Annotated in this window: 12 protein-coding genes and 1 pseudogene; 4 read left to right on the forward strand and 9 right to left on the reverse strand. The window is 71.9% G+C overall.

Translation table 11 applies throughout. The annotated features are described in order from the left end of the window. Positions 1-60: 60 nt before the first annotated feature. A complete protein-coding gene (locus tag QSK37_RS37645) occupies positions 61-960 on the reverse strand; it encodes an aldo/keto reductase (RefSeq protein WP_285630531.1) in 900 nt (299 codons plus the stop codon). Further along, positions 957-1,835: a helix-turn-helix domain-containing protein gene (locus QSK37_RS37650; RefSeq protein ID WP_285630537.1), complete on the reverse strand. Its 879-nt coding sequence runs from the start codon at positions 1,833-1,835 to the stop codon at positions 957-959. Before QSK37_RS37650 ends, QSK37_RS37645 begins: the two co-directional genes overlap by 4 nt. Before the next feature lie 88 nt (positions 1,836-1,923). On the opposite strand from QSK37_RS37650, the pseudogene QSK37_RS51530 reads away from it, so the two are divergent. Then, positions 1,924-2,334, forward strand: a pseudogene (locus QSK37_RS51530) (helix-turn-helix domain-containing protein); the annotation flags it as partial. 84 nt (positions 2,335-2,418) lie between these two features. On the opposite strand, the gene QSK37_RS37660 reads toward QSK37_RS51530, so the two are convergent. From QSK37_RS37660 to QSK37_RS37680, 5 genes are all read right to left on the reverse strand, one after another. Beyond that, entirely contained in the window at positions 2,419-4,707 is a 2,289-nt protein-coding gene (locus tag QSK37_RS37660; protein WP_285630540.1) for a hypothetical protein, read from the reverse strand. Next, positions 4,688-5,206, reverse strand: a complete 519-nt coding sequence (locus QSK37_RS37665) for a hypothetical protein (RefSeq protein ID WP_285630543.1) — start codon at positions 5,204-5,206, stop codon at positions 4,688-4,690. Before QSK37_RS37665 ends, QSK37_RS37660 begins: the two co-directional genes overlap by 20 nt. Continuing rightward, complete coding sequence (locus tag QSK37_RS37670; RefSeq protein ID WP_285630546.1) at positions 5,203-6,681, reverse strand: PrsW family glutamic-type intramembrane protease; 1,479 nt, start codon at positions 6,679-6,681, stop codon at positions 5,203-5,205. The genes QSK37_RS37665 and QSK37_RS37670 overlap by 4 nt, the downstream gene beginning before the upstream one ends. Next, on the reverse strand, positions 6,678-6,989 hold the full coding sequence (locus QSK37_RS37675) for a hypothetical protein (protein WP_285630549.1): 312 nt from the start codon (positions 6,987-6,989) through the stop codon (positions 6,678-6,680). Before QSK37_RS37675 ends, QSK37_RS37670 begins: the two co-directional genes overlap by 4 nt. 202 nt (positions 6,990-7,191) lie before the next feature. Continuing rightward, on the reverse strand, positions 7,192-7,818 hold the full coding sequence (locus QSK37_RS37680) for a hypothetical protein (protein WP_285630552.1): 627 nt from the start codon (positions 7,816-7,818) through the stop codon (positions 7,192-7,194). A 259-nt stretch (positions 7,819-8,077) separates the two neighbouring features. Here QSK37_RS37680 and QSK37_RS37685 point away from each other — a divergent pair, with 259 nt between their 5' ends. Beyond that, entirely contained in the window at positions 8,078-10,291 is a 2,214-nt protein-coding gene (locus QSK37_RS37685) for an AfsR/SARP family transcriptional regulator (protein WP_285630555.1), read from the forward strand. Between the two features lie 246 nt (positions 10,292-10,537). Here the strand turns inward: QSK37_RS37685 and QSK37_RS37690 are convergent, their stop codons facing one another. Continuing rightward, positions 10,538-12,556: a S53 family peptidase gene (locus QSK37_RS37690; RefSeq protein WP_285630558.1), complete on the reverse strand. Its 2,019-nt coding sequence runs from the start codon at positions 12,554-12,556 to the stop codon at positions 10,538-10,540. Positions 12,557-12,703: 147 nt separating this feature from the next. On the opposite strand from QSK37_RS37690, the gene QSK37_RS37695 reads away from it, so the two are divergent. Further along, positions 12,704-12,937: an EF-hand domain-containing protein gene (locus QSK37_RS37695; protein WP_285573763.1), complete on the forward strand. Its 234-nt coding sequence runs from the start codon at positions 12,704-12,706 to the stop codon at positions 12,935-12,937. 2 nt (positions 12,938-12,939) lie between these two features. After that, positions 12,940-14,214, forward strand: coding sequence for a nickel-dependent lactate racemase (gene larA, locus QSK37_RS37700; protein WP_285630562.1), 1,275 nt, complete (start codon positions 12,940-12,942; stop codon positions 14,212-14,214). Positions 14,215-14,221: 7 nt separating this feature from the next. On the opposite strand, the gene QSK37_RS37705 is transcribed toward larA, so the two are convergent. Further along, the gene (locus tag QSK37_RS37705) at positions 14,222-15,928 is read right to left on the reverse strand and encodes a DUF4189 domain-containing protein (protein WP_285630565.1); all 1,707 of its coding nucleotides are present in this window, start codon (positions 15,926-15,928) and stop codon (positions 14,222-14,224) included. Positions 15,929-16,342 lie beyond the last annotated feature (414 nt).

Genomic DNA, 16,342 nt, shown 5'->3' on the forward strand with positions numbered 1-16,342 from the left:
GTGCGCCGCCACAATTGCTTGGTTCTCTCGAAGCAATGGGCCGACGAGTGCGAGAGTCGGTTATGCCGCCGCGTCGAGCTCGGCCAGCTCCGCGTCGCTGAGGCGGAGCCGGGACGCGGCCAGGTTCTCCTCCAGGTGGGCGACCTTCGACGTGCCGGGAATGGGCAGGACGACGTCGGATCGGTGCAGCAGCCAGGAAAGCGCGACATTGGTCGGGGTGGAGTGGTGCGCCGCGGCGATGTGGTCGACCGGCCCGCCGGGGCGGGCCAGCCGCCCCGCGGCCACGGGCGCCCAGGGGATGAACCCGATGCCGTGGCGGGTGCAGTAGTCCAGGACGTCGGCGGAACCGCGGTCGGCGACGTTGTACCGATTCTGGACCGTGGCGATGTCCGCGATCCGCCGCGCCCGCTCGATCTGGCCGACCGTGACCTGTGACAGCCCGATCGCGACGATCTTGCCCTCGTCCTGCAGGTTCTTCAGCTCGCCGACCTGGTCCTCCAGCGGAACCGCGGGGTCGACACGATGGAGCTGGAACAGATCGATGGCCTCGAGGCCGAGGCGGCGCATGCTCAGCAGTGTCTGCTGGCGGAGATACTCCGGGCGACCCACCGGAGGCCAGGCCCGGGGCCCGAGGCGTACCAGCTCGTCTCCCCGCCGGATGACGTCCGGGCCGTTGCGCGTCAGGCCCGCCTTGGTCGCGATCAGGACATCGTCCGGGTACGGGTGGACGGCCTCGCGGATGATCTCCTCGCTGACATGGGGTCCGTAGGAGTCGGCGGTGTCGATGAGCTGCACGCCGAGTTCGACGGCGCGCCGTACGACACGCACGCATTCGGCGCGGTCTTCGGGCTCGCCCCAGATCCCGAGCCCGGTCAGCCGCATGGCGCCGAAGCCCAACCGGGCGACCTTCTTCCCGGCGATTTCGAAGGTGCCTGCGCCGTCCGCGAGGGAGGCGGTCATGATCGGGTGTCCCCTTTCTTGAAAGCCTGCTCCGATGCGGAGTTCTCGGCATCGGTGGCTGCCTGCTCGGCCAAGCGGCGCAGGAGGACCAGGCCGTCGTGGCCGGTGCTGCCCGGTTCGGCGCTGTAGACGGACAGGTGCTGCCCGGGCGCGCTGGCGACGGCGAACGTCTCGAAGTGCAGCCGCAGTTCGCCCACCCGTGGATGTACGAAGTGCTTCACCTCGCTGGTCCGCGGACGCACCTCGTAGCGGGCCCACAGGTTCACGAACGCCGGGCTGCGCAGGCTCAGTTCGCCGACGATCCGCTCGATGTGCTCGTCCGCGGGGAACTGCGAGGACGACGCTCGCAGGTTGCTCACCGCGAGCCGCGACGCGGCGTCCCAGTCGCCGTAGAAGGACCTCGCGTACGGGTCCAGGAAGATCATGCGCAGCAGGTTGTCGTACCGGGCGAACCCGCGGTAGAGCTCCCGTGCCATCGCGTTCGCGCCCAGGATGTCCTGCGCCGCACTGACCAGGAAGGCAGGCACGTCCGGCATGCCGTCCATCAGGCGCACCAGCTCCGGAGCGGCGGTCAGCGACGTGGCCGCACGCGCCCCGAACACCGGCAGGCCGAGCCGGAACAAATGCGCCGCGGCGTCGTCATCCAGCTGCAGTGCCCTGGCGATCGACCGCAGCACCTGATCGGAGGGATGCCGTTCCCTGCCCTGCTCCAGGCGCATGTAGTAGTCCGTGCTCACCCCTGCCAGCAGCGCCACCTCATCGCGACGGAGCCCCGGCACCCGCCGGGGACCGTCATCGGGCAGACCGACGTCCTGCACCCGGATCAGCGCCCGCCGAGCTCGCAGGTAGTCACCGAGCTTGTTCTCACTGTCCACGTCGACGACAGTAATCTGGCCCGGCGCCTGGCGCGTGGGTGCAGCGCACCCATGTTGATCCACCTGCGCCGATCGACTCTGACCGCCGGGCAGAGGCGAGTCGATCCGGGTCCGCCGGGCGATGATGATCATGGCCTCGGCGTCGGGGACGCCGGTGCCAGCGATCGCCCGGCTGGTCGCCGCGGACGAGGACACGGTCCGGAATGTGATCCACGCGTTCAACGAACAGGGGCCGGCCTGCCTGGACCCTAAGTGGGCGGGAGGCCGTCCCCGCCTGATCGGTGACGATGACATCGCCTTCATCGTCGACACGGCCACGACGCGCCCGGCCAGACTGCGGCGTCCGTTCGATTTCCCCGAGCGGTGTTTCGCCTTCGACCAGTTCGGGCCGATCTCGATACGCCCCTGCCACGGGTCGGCGTGGGCGCCGGCCTGCCGGCCGGACCGGCTCCCGGCGACCTACCGCCGCACCCACGGCATCCGCTACTTCCACGGCTGTTCCGCAGCGAACGCAGGCAACGCTGGGGCCGCCCACGCCCCAAGGCAGCATGATCAAACCCGGCGAACGTTCGTGGTCACCGCACTAGGCCCGCCGTTTACGGCCGGATCCTCGGATGCCGAACGTGACCAGGCCCAGCGCCGCGACGATGAGGACGAGGATGCCGGTACGCCCGGTCACGAAGGCGCCGACCGTGCCGCTGACCCTGGACCACAGGCCGCTGTTCCCCGACCCGGCACTCTCTCCCAGCCAGATCGAGCCGTCCGAGGCCTTGGCGGGGTGGGTGCCCGACGCCTTGACGGTCTGCGACAACCGCGGGAGCCGCTGGTTCATCTGCGCCGCGCTGAGCCGTGCGGAACTCAGCTTGCTGAAGTCGACGCCGCCGTAGGTGATCGTACGGATGACGCGGGTGTCGCCCACGCGCATCGTCTGGTGGTAGGTGAAGTCCTTGTCGCGGAGCGCGCGGACGTAGGAGTCGAAGACCTGCCGGGGCTGCCAGCCGTCCGTGAGCACGGCCGAACCCAGGTCACCCGAGTCGATTAGGCCGTCGAAGGACGTGTGGTGACCGCTCTGGTGCCGGTCCCGGATCCACTGCGCCACGACGCGGGCCAGGAAGGCACGGCGTATCGGCGCGTACTCCGGCGCGGTGTTGACCGCCTCCTCGACCTTGGGCACGAGCATCGTCTGCTCCAGCCGTTCACCCCGCGCGTCGGAGGCCGGATCCGAGTCGCAGCCGTACCCGCCGCCGGGGTGCTGCGCCTTCGCCTTCACCTGGAGCGTGGCCTTGACGATGTAGAGAGAGGAGCCGTCCTGCCGGACCTCGACGTCGCCGGGCACGATCCACAGCCGCGAGGAGTAGCAGATCGTGTCCGTGGGGCCGCCCATCGCTTTCCAGTACCGGGCGCCGAGAGGGGTCTTCGGATCGATCAGCTTTCCCTCGGTCTGCTTCATTCGCAGATCGGCCTCGAGCAGCGCCTTCCCGGCGTTCGTCCGTCCGAGCTGAGGGTCCACGATCCGGTTCGGCTCGGTCGGGTTGAGGTTGACCCAGAACTTGCTGGGATCCAACGCCAGCCAGGTCCGCAGGTCGGCGGTGCTGTTCGTGAGCGCGTCAAGGCCGGAGTCGGCGTCCTGGGAGGAGCCGGGAGCGGCCGGACGCCCGGAGAGGGAGTACCGCACGCCGCCCGAGCCGGGGTTGTCCGACATATAGCGGATCCCCAGTGTGGAGAAGTCGACGCCGCCGAGGTTCTGTGACGAGAGTGCCTCTGCCAGCGGGCTCAGGGCGGTCCTGGAACAGTCATCGGCGGGCGGAGCGGCCCACACCGCCATCCGTACGCCGTTTCCGCCGAAGTCCTCGCCTGGCCGCCGCAGGCCCCCGGACGAGTGACACTGGCCCAGGTCCTGGGTGGCCATCTCCTCGGCCTTCTTCGCCTTCTCCTTCACGCCGTTTTCTTGGCGGCTGAGCTCGGCCTCCCCCTCCTGCATGACCCTGGGCACAACGGTTTGCGCGATCCTGGAGCTCGCCGTTCCCGCCTTGGTGTAGTCGGCGATCGCCAGATTCCTGGAGAACGCCTTGGTCTGGATGTCGCACCGTCCGGCGCAGGGGGTACGTTGCCCGGCGAGGCCGCGGGGAGCCCGTGCGAGGATCCGGTTCGTCTCCTTCTTGAAGGAGTTGAACCCCATCTGTTTCCGGCCGATCGTCTTCTCGGCCAGGGTACGGAGCGACGTGTTGACGGCGCGGGTCGTCCACTCGAGCCCGTTCTCCTCCGAGTGGCCCGCCCACTTCTCGTTGCCCGTCGCCACCTGGAACAACAGGCCGTTCTTGGGCACGCCCAGCGAGTCGTACAGGTTTGCCTCCGTATCCACGGCGACCGATTGTGTCGTCACGCGGTAACCCTCCGGATCCTTGAACCCCGGATACCGGCTCACCGCCTCCGTGAGGATGCGGTAGAAGTCGTCGACGTTGTTCCGCAACCAGACGGGCAGCTGCGGATCGCTCTCCATCCAGCTGAAGTCGAACCACTGGACGGAGATGTTCGAGGGCAGGCGCAGTCCTTTCGCCCAGTCCCTCCAGGCCCGGATGAGCGCACGTCCCCTCGGGTCGGCGGCGAGCCGTCGGCCGGCCTCTTTGTAGGCCTCATCGAGCTGGGCGGGCGTTGTCTTCTTGGAAGCCGGATCCAGACCCGGCCAGATGACGGTCGTGGAGCTTGAGTCGTGCGAGGGGGGCGGCGTCGGCCCGGCGAGCGCACCCGGCGCCGCCAGGGAGAACGCGGTGACCGCCGCCGCGAGGAGCGCGCCCAGGCGGCGTCGGAAGCGCCGGGTCGGCGTGGCGTCGACTCGCCCCCTCCGGCGGAGGTCAGGAACCTGGACGCCCATGGCCGCCTCCTGTTTCCATCGGCCCGCGGCCCGGAGCGGCGGGCGGGACGATGCCCGCCGCGTCGAGGTAGCGGATGAGGGCCGTGTTCGGTGCGGCCTGGTGCGGTGCCTGGTGCGGCGGGGGCGGCCAGGGTCCGGTGGGCCCGGGCCATGCCTGTCCCGTCGGCGGGGCCGCCGGACCGGGGTGGCCGGGAGCGGGGTGGCCCGGACCGGACGGTGGCGGTGTGGACGTCCGGAGGAGCGTCTCGGCCTTCCGGTACGCCAGGGCGCCGCCGGCGACGACCGCGCCCACCGCGAGCAGGGCGACGAAGAAGGCGCCCGCCAGCGAGGTGCCGGTCGAGCACGCCGCGCCGCGTCCGAAGTTGGGCTTGTTCAGGTTCAGCGACGGCTTGTAGCCGTAGCTGACGTCGCAGGCCGAGGCCGGCTGGGCGGTCAGCGGCAGAGCGAGGACGACGAGGAGGGCCGCCGTGGCGACGGCGGCGAGTCCACGGCGGATCATGGCGCCACCACCCGCTGCGGGCCGGGGGCCCGCTTCAACCGCAGCACTCTCGCGCGCAATCGGTCTCCCTCCTCGCGGGCCGCGGGCTCGTCCGCGGAGTCCCGCCGCTGCCAGCGCCATGCGGCCAGGTCGAGCTGGGCGGACTGCAGGCGCAGGAGCGCGAGCGCGGCGGGCTGACCGTACGAGCGCCAGGTGCTCACCACCGCCCAGAGGCGCAGCGCCGGGTCGGTCAGGTACGGCGCCTCGGCGGGGGTGATCGCCGAGTCCGGCGCGGACGCCTCCGCCGTCACCGCCGTCCGGGCCGCGGCGGCTCGCGTACGCCGGCCCAGCCAGAGGAGCAGCGCGGCCAGCAGGATGAACGGCGCCTGCGGGACCAGCCACAGGAACGGAGAGACGATCAGCGTGTCGAAGGCCCCACCGGTCGCGAGGTGGTCGTGGACCCCGTGGGAGAACCAGCCCGCCAGCGTCTCCGTTCCCGCGGAGGCGCCGATGGCGGCCACGACCGCCGCGACGGCGATCAGCGGGCGGTGCCGCCGCGACTGGACGGCGAGGCCGAGCCCGGCGCCGAGCAGCGCCCCGAACGCCGCCTGCCCGCCGAGCAGGCCGATGGCCTGCCGGACGTAGTACTCGAAGCCGCCCGTCGCCCCGCTGATGAACGAGCCCAGCGACCCGTAGATCCGGATGAACAGGACGCTCTCCACGAGGTTGTAGCCGAGTCCGGCGGCCGCCCCGAGGACGAGCCCGGTCACCGCGTCGGTGACGCGATGCCGGAACAGGACGAACAGGAGGAGGACACCGGCCGCGACCAGGAAGGCGTTCACGATGCTGAGGTGCAGGATCATCAGGTCGATCGCGTGGTACTGGTTCTTGATCTGCGAGCCGAGCGAGCCCGACGGCTTGCCCAGGTAGCCGTTGAGGGTCCCGAACGCCAGCCCGGTGTACGCGCGGCCGAGACCGAAGACGACGAGCGCGCCCCAGCCGAACGCGACGAGCAGCACCGGAAGAGGCATCCGGGCGAACCGCTGGCCGCCGTGCAACAGCAGCAGGACGAAGGCGGTGCCGGGCACGCACACCAGCGCCTGGAACGGGTACGCCAGCACGACCGCCAGCGGGATCAGCGTGAACGGGCCCAGCAGCAGCACCAGGGTCACCCAGGTCAGCACCACCGCCCGGCGCCCTTCCGGTCGCCTGACCGCCGCGAAAGCCTGGATCGCGGCGCCGGCCACGATGCCGGCGAGCACGGTCCAGAAGATGGCGGGGGGCAGGGACAGCAGCCGGCCGATCGAGCCGGAGGTCCCCGGGAGCTTCTGGAAGATCGACAGCGTCGGCTCGTTCGCCTGGACGTGCGGCCGGAGGTAGTTGAGCAGCAGCTCCACCAGGTAGACCGCGATCATCAGCCGGGCGATGAGCAGGGCCCGCCCCCGCGCGAGAGCGTCGTCCTGGACCAGACCGCCCATCGTCGGCCCGCCCGTCACGGCGCGCTCCCGGGAAAGCTCGGCATGGTGGGCAGGTCCGTCGGGAAGGACGGCAGCGTCGTCGGAATGCCGGTCGGTACCCCGGACGGGAACTCGGACGGCATCGGGGGCATGCCCGGCATCTTCGGCACCGACGTGGAGCCCGGGGTCGGCAGCTGCGGAGTCCGCGCGTCGTTGGCCCCGGTGAGGTCGATCACCACGGCCGCGCCGAGCAGCACCACGCCGACCACCGCACCGGCCGCCAGCACCCGGACCTGCGGGCGCAGCGTCTCGTCGGCCGGGTCGGCCGACCGGTTCACTTCATTCACCCATCGCTCCGTACACCTAGTCCGGCCCGGTGTCCGTGGAGCGGCTGACGTCACGACGGCCGGGGAGGGCACCGCCGATCACGACGGAGCCGCTACCCCGACCGGCGTTGGGAACAGAGCGTCCACGCTAGGCGAGCAGCGGGTGACCGGCTCGCCGATTCGTGCACGGGGAGTCGCCAGATCGTGCTCAGCGCTGGTCGGGCTACCCGGCGGAGCCGGGGCCCGGCGCCGGAGGGCCGGGCACGAAGTCGGGCAGGGCGGCGAACGCGGGATCGACCGTCGCCGTGGCGAGCACCCACCGCACCCACGCCCGTACTCGCGACAGCGGATGTTCGGGGAACCGCGCGTCCCACGCCGGGTCGTCGCCGCGATGGTACGGCAGTCGGCCCCGCAGCTCGGGGGCGTACGGATGCGGCAGCACCCAGCCGTCCGGCATGAGGCCGAGCTCGGCCATGATCGCCGCCTCGCGCACTCCGGTGATCCCGCTTTCCCCCGCGGAGCAGCCGAACATCACGTGACGGTCGGCCTTCGCCAGGAAGATGTTCGCCAGGAAGACCTGCCCGCTGGGCGCGTTCGGGATCGGCGCCTTCACCACCTGGCACACCCCGCGAACACCGCCGAGGACCACCGGCTCGGCCTCGATGAGGCATCCCATCTGCGCGTACTCGACGGCGAGGTTGTACCGCATGGCCGGGATGTTCTCCAGCCAGGCCGGCTCGCTCAGCGGTGAGCCGTTCAGCGAGATGTGGATCCGGTCCCCGCTGGCGGGATGCGCCCAGGTCGTCTCGTCGAGACGCTGCAGGCCGGTTGAATCGAAAGCGACGACCACGTCTCAGAGCCTTCCGGAGCCGAACCGATGACACGCTGCCGATCGCAACGTACAGCACTGTCTGCCGGACTTGTGCGGATCTGAGTCCCCAGCGAGCACACGCCGCCGGGGATGCGAGATGTGGCGAACGCCGGTGCGTTATTTGGCGATTCGTCCCGGCACGGCGGATCTAGCTTGATCGATACACAAAGATCCGTACGGCGGGTACGGCGGTGGGCTCCGCGATCGGCCCGCGGCCGGCGGGGCTGAGGGAGCGGCTGTGGAGTTCGAGGTCCTGGGGCCGTTGGCGGTGTCGAGGTCCGGCGTGCCGGTGGACCTGGGCCCGCCGAAGGCACGGGCGCTGCTGGCGGTGCTGCTGGGCCGTCCCGGCCGGGCGGTGGCCGGTGGAGTGCTGACCGAGGCGCTGTGGGGGGACGAACCGCCGAAGAGCGCCGCCAAGAACATCCAGACCTACGTTCACCAGCTGCGCCGCCGCCTGGGGGACCCCGGGCGCATCGTCCATCAGAACTCCGGTTACCTGCTGCGGGTCGGGCGGGACGAGTCGGACGTCACCCGGTTCGACGACCTGGTCGCGGCCGCGCGTGCGGTCCATGCGGGCGGCGAGCCGGTGCGGGCGAGCGAGCTGTTCCGCGACGCGCTGGCGCTGTGGCGCGGCGAGGCCTATTACGGCATGGTCGACATCCCGATCGTGGCGGCGGAGGCCGCGCGGCTGGCGGAGGTCAGGCTGTCGGTGCTGGCGCAGCGCGTCGACGTCGACATCCGGCTGGGCCGCCACACGGAGCTGGTCGGCGAGCTGACCGCGCTGGCCGGGGAGCATCCCCTGCGGGAGTGGATCTGGGCGCAGCTGATGCTGGCGCTCTACCGCTGCGGGCGCCGCGCGGACGCGCTGAAGGCCTATCTGCGAGCGCGGGACGTCCTGGTCGAGGAGACCGGACTGGAACCCGGGCGCGAGCTGCGGGACCTGCATGAGGCGATCCTGGTCGGCGCGCCCTTCCTCGACCTGCCCGAGCCGGAGGCCGCGGGCGCGCGGACCGCCGGCCCGCCGGAACCGGAGTCGCGGGGGACCGCCGTGCCCCGGATGCTGCCGGGCGACATCGGCGACTTCACCGGCCACGAGGCCGAGCTGGCCGGCATCGACGCGGTCCTGAGAAGCGACCGCGAGCCGGACCGGCCGGCGGCGGTCGTGGCCGTGTCGGGCGAGGGCGGGATCGGAAAGACGACGGTCGCGGTGCACGCCGCGCACCGGCTGCGGAAGGCGTACCCGGGCGGCCAGCTCTTCGCCGTCCTGGACGGCGCGCGATCGACGGCCGCCGATCCGCACGAGGTGCTCGGGCGGTTCCTGCGCGCGCTCGGCATGCCGGACGCCGCCGTACCCGGAAACGAGGACGAGCGCGCCGCGGCCTATCGGAGTCTGCTGGCCGACCGGCGGGTCCTCGTGGTCCTCGACGACGTCCGGGACGAGCGGCAGATCGAGCGACTGCTGCCGGGCAGCGGCACCTGCGCGGTGATCGTCACCAGCCGGCGGAGGCTCGGCGGGCTGGCCGGAGCGCACCGGATCGACCTCGGGGGGCTGCCGGAGGCGGACGGTGACACGCTGTTGCGCAGGATCGTCGGAAGCGGGCGGCTCGCGGCCGACCCGACGGCGCTGAAACGCCTGCTGGAGCTGTGCGCGGGGCTGCCGCTGGCGCTGCGGATCGTCGGTTCGCAGCTCGTGACCCGGCCGCACTGGAAGGTCGCCGACCTCGTCGCGCGGCTGGCCGACGCCCGTCACCGGCTCGACGGTCTCCGCCACCGCGACCTGGGGGTACGGGCGAGCTTCCGGCTGAGCTACCGGGCGCTCGACCCCCCGGCGCGCCGCCTCTTCCGGCTGCTCGGCCTGCTCGACACACCGGACTTCGCGGTGTGGACGGCCGCCGCCCTGCTGGACGGTACGCCGCGTACCGCCCAGGACCTGCTGGACGAACTGGTCGACGTGCGCCTGCTGAGCGTCACGGCCACCTCGGCCGCGCGCGGCGTCCGGTACGGCTTCCACGACCTGGTCCGTATCTACGCGCGGGAACGCGCGGAGGCGGAGGAGCCGGAGGACGCGCGCCGGGCGGCTCTCGTACGGGCGTTCGGCGCGGTTCTGGCGCTCACCGAGATCGTGCACCGTGCCGACGAGGGCGGCGACCACACGATCATTCGCGGCGACGCGCCCCGCTGGCGGCCGGACCTGGTGGCAGGAACGCTGCCCGAGGTCGCCTCCCCGCTCGCCTGGCTGCACGTCGAACGGCTGTCGCTCCTGGCCGCCGTACGGCAGACCGCCGAGCTCGGGCTGGACGAGCTGTGCTGGGAGCCGGCTCTCGGCGGAAACCAGCTCTACCAGGTCATGTGTTACTTCGACGACTGGCGGGAGACGCACCGGTGCGCGCTGGCCGCGACCGAGGCGGCCGGCAACCGGCGCGGCCGCCGTCGCGGAGGAGGCCGGGTGTGAGGCGCGTCAGGTCTTCGCCCGAATCGGCTCCTCCGAGACCGAGACCGAGACCGCGGCGCCGGTCCTCCCGGCTCAGTAGCCCGGCCGCCCGGCCCGTTCGGTCATACGGCGGGGATGCCGCGCCAGAGGTGGGGCATCCCCGCCGTACGAGTGAGCCGTCAGACCGCGGTACTCAAGGACCTGTGCGGTGGGTTCCGCCGCGGGCCGGTACCGGCCGGGTACACACGCGGTATCGCGGCCCCCGGCTCACCGCCGTGCCCTCGCCGCGGCCGCGTACGACTGGACGTACCGCGTCGAGGGCGCGCCGAGGCCGGTCACGTTGTCGAAACCGGCGACGGCGTGCAGCGGGCCGTCCTCGCCGAACGTCCACAGGCGGGTGATGACCGGGCTGCTGGAGTCGGACGGGTCGGTGTAGTCGTTGCGGACGACGCCGAGCAGCGTTCCGGCGCCCTTCGGGGTGTCGGTGACGTCCTCGTAGGCGGACGTGCCGTGCCTGGCGTAGAGCACCGGGTTGGCGAAACCGATCTTCTCGCCGCCCTGCGCCTGCTGGGCTATCGCCTGCAGACCGGCGAACAGCGGACCGGACAGGCTCGTGCCGCCCCAGCGGGTCTCGTGGTAGTGCGGGGTGCCGTCCTTGTAGAGCTGGGTCTCCCCGACCAGCATGCCGGTGTTGTTGTCCCCCTCCGTGGCGACGTCGGGAAGCACGCGCATGGGCGTCGTCGTGGTGCTCCCGTCCAGGAGGGTCTTCGACAGGCTCGCCGGGACCACGCCGGCCTGGTAGGACGGCTGCTGGTAGTCGGTGCTGGTGCCGCCACCGCCGCCCTGGTAGAAGTTCGCCGGGTAGCCGGCGGGCGGCACCGGGGTCCACCCCGTGCCGTCGGAGGTCTTCGCCGACCTGACGTTCCCCCACCCGGTCTGGAACACCTCACGACCGTCGCCGCCGACCGCCAGGGTCGTGCCGCCGACCGCGGTCACCCAGGGGCTCTCGGCGGGGAACGCGACCTGCTGGGCCGTGGAACCGTTGCCCGCGCCGCAGGGCGTCGCCGGGTCCCAGGTACCGCAGTCGCCGGTGATGAAGTAGAAGCCGATCCCCTCGGTGGCTCCGAGCTGGAAGATCTGGTCGTACTCGGCACGGAGCGCCGGCGGGGTGCCGTTCAGTTCGGTGCCCCACGAGTTGGTGACGATGTCGGCCAGGTGGTCGTCGACGATCCGGCTCAGCGCGTCGGCCAGGTCGGTGTCCTGGCACGAGGCCGCGCCGACGTACGTCACGCCGGCGTCGGGCGCCACGTTGTGCACGGCTTCGACGTCCAGCGTCTCCTCGAGCCCCCAGATCGGGCCGCCGCACTCCTCGACGCTGTTGTAGTCGTCCGGCAGGTTCTGGGTGAACTGCCCCGCCTTGAAGTCCGCGGTGCCGTGGATCCTGCTGTAGAGGGTGACGTCGCCGGCGATCGTGGGCGAGGCGAACGCGTCCACGACCGCGACGGTCGAACCGCTGCCGGTCGCGGCGACCTTGTCCAGGCCGTAGACGGAACGGATCTGCTGCGGTGTGTCACCGCACTGCGTCCACACGCCGGTGTGGCCGTAGGCCGGCGGCTGGTCGGTCGCCTTGGTCTCGCCGTAGTAGTGCGAACAGGGAGCGGCGCGGATGGTGACCGTCGGAGGACCGGGCGGGTCCTCGGCGGGGCCGGCCTGGTGCTTCCCGTCGTCCAGTCCGGTCACGCCGAGCACGTCCGGCGCGACGGCCGCCGGCACGGTCACCTCACCGGCCGGCCCGCGCAGTGTCGCGTTCTTGACGGTGTAGTCGTGCAGCGCGACGCCGAAGGCCTGCTGCGCCGACGCCACCGAACCGCGGACGGACACGTAGTGGTCGGTGACCTTGTCCACCTTCAGCCCCGAACGGGTCAGCCACGACGTGACCGCCCTGGTCTGGGCGGCCGTGCCGCCGAAACGGGACCGCGTCCGCGCGGGCGTCAGATAGTGGTGGAAGGCCGCGCTGTGCGGGTCGGACACGGCCGCCGCGTAGGCGGCGAGCCCTTGCGGGTCGCGCCCGGCCAGGTAGACCCGCAGGTCCAACGAGGTCGAGGGGTTCGTGGGCCCGCGGTCGGCCGAGGCGTTCGTCCAGGCCGGCCGGGAGTTCTCAACGGTGACCCGGCCACCCGGAGTGGCGGCGGCCGAGGCGATCGCCGGCGTTCCGAGCACCAGGGGCAGAACCGCGCCGGCCAGTACGAACGCCCGGCGTCTCGCGGAATTTCGACGTGGAAACATCGGTCCCTCTCTGCGCATTCGACAGATTCTGAGACCGGAGGATGACCCAGCCGGGTACTGATCGGGTACACGCGCGTCCCCGCCGGTCACGTGGTCACCATCACCTGGTTACGATCAGTGCTCCGGTGACTATGGAGGAGGGAAAACATGTCGGCTGACTACAAGGCGGTGTTCGCACGGTACGACACCGACGGCGACGGGCGGCTCACCGCGGACGAGGTGACCTCGGCGATCGCGGGGATGTTCCCGGCGGCGGAGGTGAACGACCTGTCCGGGATCGTCAAGGCGCTGTTCGAGCAGTACGACGTCGATCACGACGGGCTGCTGACGGTGACGGAGTTCGTGCCGCTGGCCGAGAACCTTCCCGAGCTCGGTTCCTGACCGTGAGAGTACGCCTCGCCTACGGCGAGACCGGCCTGGACATCGACGTCGACCCCGAGACGGCCACCGTCGTGGAGCCGGTCCACCATGAGGCCGCGCACGATCAGGCCGGCGTTCTGACCGCCGCGCTGCGCTCGCCCGTGGCCGGACCGCCGCTGCGCGAACGCGTGCGGCCGGGGCAGTCGGTGGCGATATCGGTGTGCGACGGCACGCGCCCGCAGCCGAGGCATCTCATGGTCCCCGCCGTGCTGGCCGAGCTCGACGGGATCGTCGATCCGGACGACGTGGTGATCCTCGTCGCCACCGGCACCCACCGCGGCAACAGCGAGAGCGAACTGCGGCAGATGCTCGGCGACGAGGTCGTGGACCACGTGCGCATCGTCAACCACGACGCCCGCGACCGCGAACAGCTGACCTGGATGGGCACCTTCGGCGACGAGGTGCCCGTGTGGCTGAACCGGGAATGGGCCCAGGCCGACGTACGGATCACCACGGGGTTCGTCGAGCCGCACTTCTTCGCGGGCTTCTCCGGCGGGCCCAAACTCGTGGCCCCCGGTCTGGCGGCGCTGGAGACTGTCCTGGTCCTGCACGACGCCGCCCGGATCGGCAGTCCCCGGGCGACCTGGGGAGTCACCCACGGCAACCCGGTGCATGACGACGTACGCGCCATCGCCGAGGCGACCGGCGTCACCTTCGCCCTCGACGTGGTCCTCAACCGGGACAAGGAGATCGTCGCCGCGTTCGGCGGAGACCTGCCGGCCATGCACGCCGCCGCGACCGCGTTCGCCAAGCGCACGGCGATGCGGCCGGTGCCGGCGCCGTTCGACGTCGTGGTGACGACCAACTCCGGCTTTCCCCTGGACCAGAACCTCTATCAGGCCGTCAAGGGCATGTCCGCCGCCTACCAGGTCGTACGCCCGGGCGGGACGATCGTGTGCGCCGCCGAGTGCCGCGACGGATTCCCCGACCACGGCTCCTACCGTGAGGTGCTCGCGTCGGCGCGCTCCCCACGGCACCTGCTGGACGGCATCGCGGCACGCTCCGCCCGCGAGACCGTGCCCGACCAGTGGCAGGTGCAGATCCAGGCCCGCATCCAGTGCGACACCCAGGTCGTGATGCACACCTCCCATCTCAGTGACGACGACCTGGCCTCCGCGCATCTGCGGCAGACCGGCGACGTCTCCGAGACGGTCGCCCGGGCCCTGGCCGCCGCCGGACCGGACGCACGGCTCTGCGTACTCCCCGAGGGACCCCAGACGATCCCCTACCTGGCTTGAGGTTCTGCTAGCGGGTGGTGCACACCCAGGTGATCCAGTGGCCGCCGCCCGCGTTGGAGATGGCGTTCCGCTCGGCCGCGGCCTTCGTGGAGCCGCGGCCGCCCCAGTACCGGTTGGTACGCGGGTTGAACGCGACGGCGCCGCAGGCGTTGACGAAGGTCACGAGGACTTTGCAGCCGGAGCGGGGACACTCGTTCATCGCTCGCCGTTTGGCGCCGGACTCCGAGCCGTAGTCCCACGACTTGCCGAGGCTGCCATCGTGCGCCACCGCGATGGCGCCCCAGTGCTCCGGCGGCGGGGGCGGCTCGTACGGCGTGGTCGGATCGGTCTCCGGGGGCGCGGTGGTCGGGTCCGGGTACGGGGCGCTCGTGGTCGGGTCCGGGTAGGGGCTGGTCGGGTCCGCGTCCGGGGTGCTCGTGGCCGAGTCCGGTAGCGGATACGGAGTGCTCAGCGCGCTCTTGGTGCCGCCGCCGCTCTGCAGGGCCACGATGCCGAGCACGATCACGGCCACCGCCACGATCGGGGCGAGGACGATGGCCGCCGTCCGCGCTCCCGACGGGGCGGCCGGCCTCATCGGACCGGGGTAGGGACCGGGCCCGTACGGCGGTCCGGGTGGCCCGGGCGGTGGCGGTGGCCCGAGCGGGCCGGGCGGCATGGGGGATCCCGCCGGCAGGGGTGGTCCGGGCGGTAGAGGTCCGGGTGGGATGGGCGGTCCCGGCGGCAGGGGCGCCATACCCGGCCACGGACCGCCGGCCATGGCGGGCGGCGGCGCGTTGTCCCCGAACCGCCGGCCGTGCCGGTCCAGCATCGCGAGGGCATCTCCACGAGGGCTCGTGCCGTTCTCGCCGAAGAACACGCCGCGCAGCGTGTCGCGCCACTCCGCGGCACTGGGGCGGGCGTCGGTGGCGTACGGGTCGCCGAACGCGCGGTCGAACAGGGCGCGCAGCCGGGGGTCGAACTCGCCGGGCAGGTCGGTGGGCCGGTGCCAGGCGTCCCCGGCCAGGGCCGGTGGGGGAGAGCCCGGCAGCAGGCAGTGGTGCACCAGGACGGCCAGGCCGTAGCGGTCGCTGTGCTCGTCGTGCGCGGCGATCCGGTGAGTGATCCAGCGTGGGTCGGCGAAGCCCGGGGCGCCGGCGCCACGGGTGCCGGGCGAGCCGGCCGGCCGCAGGCCGTCACAGCCGATGAGGTAGGCGTGCGGCCGATCGGGCCGCCACAGCAGGTTCTCCGGGGAGACGCCGCCGTGGACCAGCCCCGCGTCCTCCAAGACGGCGAAGATCTCACAGACCCGGAGCAGCACCCCGACGCGGAAGGCCGCGGGAGGCGGACCGGCCGGGCTCGTCCACAGGTGGTCGAGGGTGCGGGGCCGGCCGTCGTCGTACCGGAACGGCCGGGGGACGAACGGCAGGACCACGCCGACGACGGCCTGCCGGTCGACCAGGACGTCGACGGGGAAGTTGATCGAGGTGTCCGCCGCCTCGGCCACCGTACCGGCGGCCTCCGCGCCGGTGACGACCGCCGCGCCCCGCGCCGCCGCCGCGCGAATCGATTCGGCGGCCTGAGGGTCGGCGACGGGAGCGGGGTAGAGCTTGGCGACGCGTTCGCGTCCGGCGTGGTCGCGGCAGAGGTGCAGCCTCGCCCGGCCGCCCGGGGGATTGAAGGGCGCGTCCTCCACCTGGTAGACCGCGCCCGACCCGTTGTCCAACGAGAACACCATCCGCCTCCCGACTCCACCGGCACGGCCCGGGGCGTAGCCGAACCAAACAGACATAATCGTCTGCCTGAAGCATAGGCCGCGATCCGGTCTGAACGGCTCACCCGCGGGTGGGAACTTCGGTGACGTCGGATGGGCTGCACCGACGACTCCACGATGAGCTTGCAGCGCTCGTAGCGGCGCTCGGTGTACCGCCGGAACGCCTCTTCGCGGCCCTCGTGAACGGCCAGGCAGTCGGCGAGGACGACGCCGTCCTCGATCGCCTGGGCCGCTCCCTGGCCCAGGTGCGGGGGCGCGGCCACCCGATCGGTGCGGATGAGGACCCCGTCCACCCTAAAATCGCAAGTCGGCGGGCGAGCGGTACTGCGGGGGAATACGGCTGAGTGGGCCCTTGCTGTGGGGATCTCTGGGTGGCGC

Origin of the sequence: Actinoallomurus iriomotensis, assembly GCF_030269445.1 — a bacterium.
GTDB lineage: Bacteria > Actinomycetota > Actinomycetes > Streptosporangiales > Streptosporangiaceae > Actinoallomurus > Actinoallomurus iriomotensis.

Excerpts from the sequence above, each read along its gene's own strand:
- QSK37_RS37645 (WP_285630531.1), bottom strand. The coding sequence starts at position 960 with ATGACCGCCTCCCTCGCGGACGGCGCAGGCACCTTCGAAATCGCCGGG.
- QSK37_RS37660 (WP_285630540.1), bottom strand. The coding sequence starts at position 4,707 with ATGGGCGTCCAGGTTCCTGACCTCCGCCGGAGGGGGCGAGTCGACGCC.
- QSK37_RS37665 (WP_285630543.1), bottom strand. The coding sequence starts at position 5,206 with ATGATCCGCCGTGGACTCGCCGCCGTCGCCACGGCGGCCCTCCTCGTC.
- QSK37_RS37690 (WP_285630558.1), bottom strand. The coding sequence starts at position 12,556 with ATGTTTCCACGTCGAAATTCCGCGAGACGCCGGGCGTTCGTACTGGCC.
- QSK37_RS37695 (WP_285573763.1), top strand. The coding sequence starts at position 12,704 with ATGTCGGCTGACTACAAGGCGGTGTTCGCACGGTACGACACCGACGGC.
- QSK37_RS37705 (WP_285630565.1), bottom strand. The coding sequence starts at position 15,928 with ATGGTGTTCTCGTTGGACAACGGGTCGGGCGCGGTCTACCAGGTGGAG.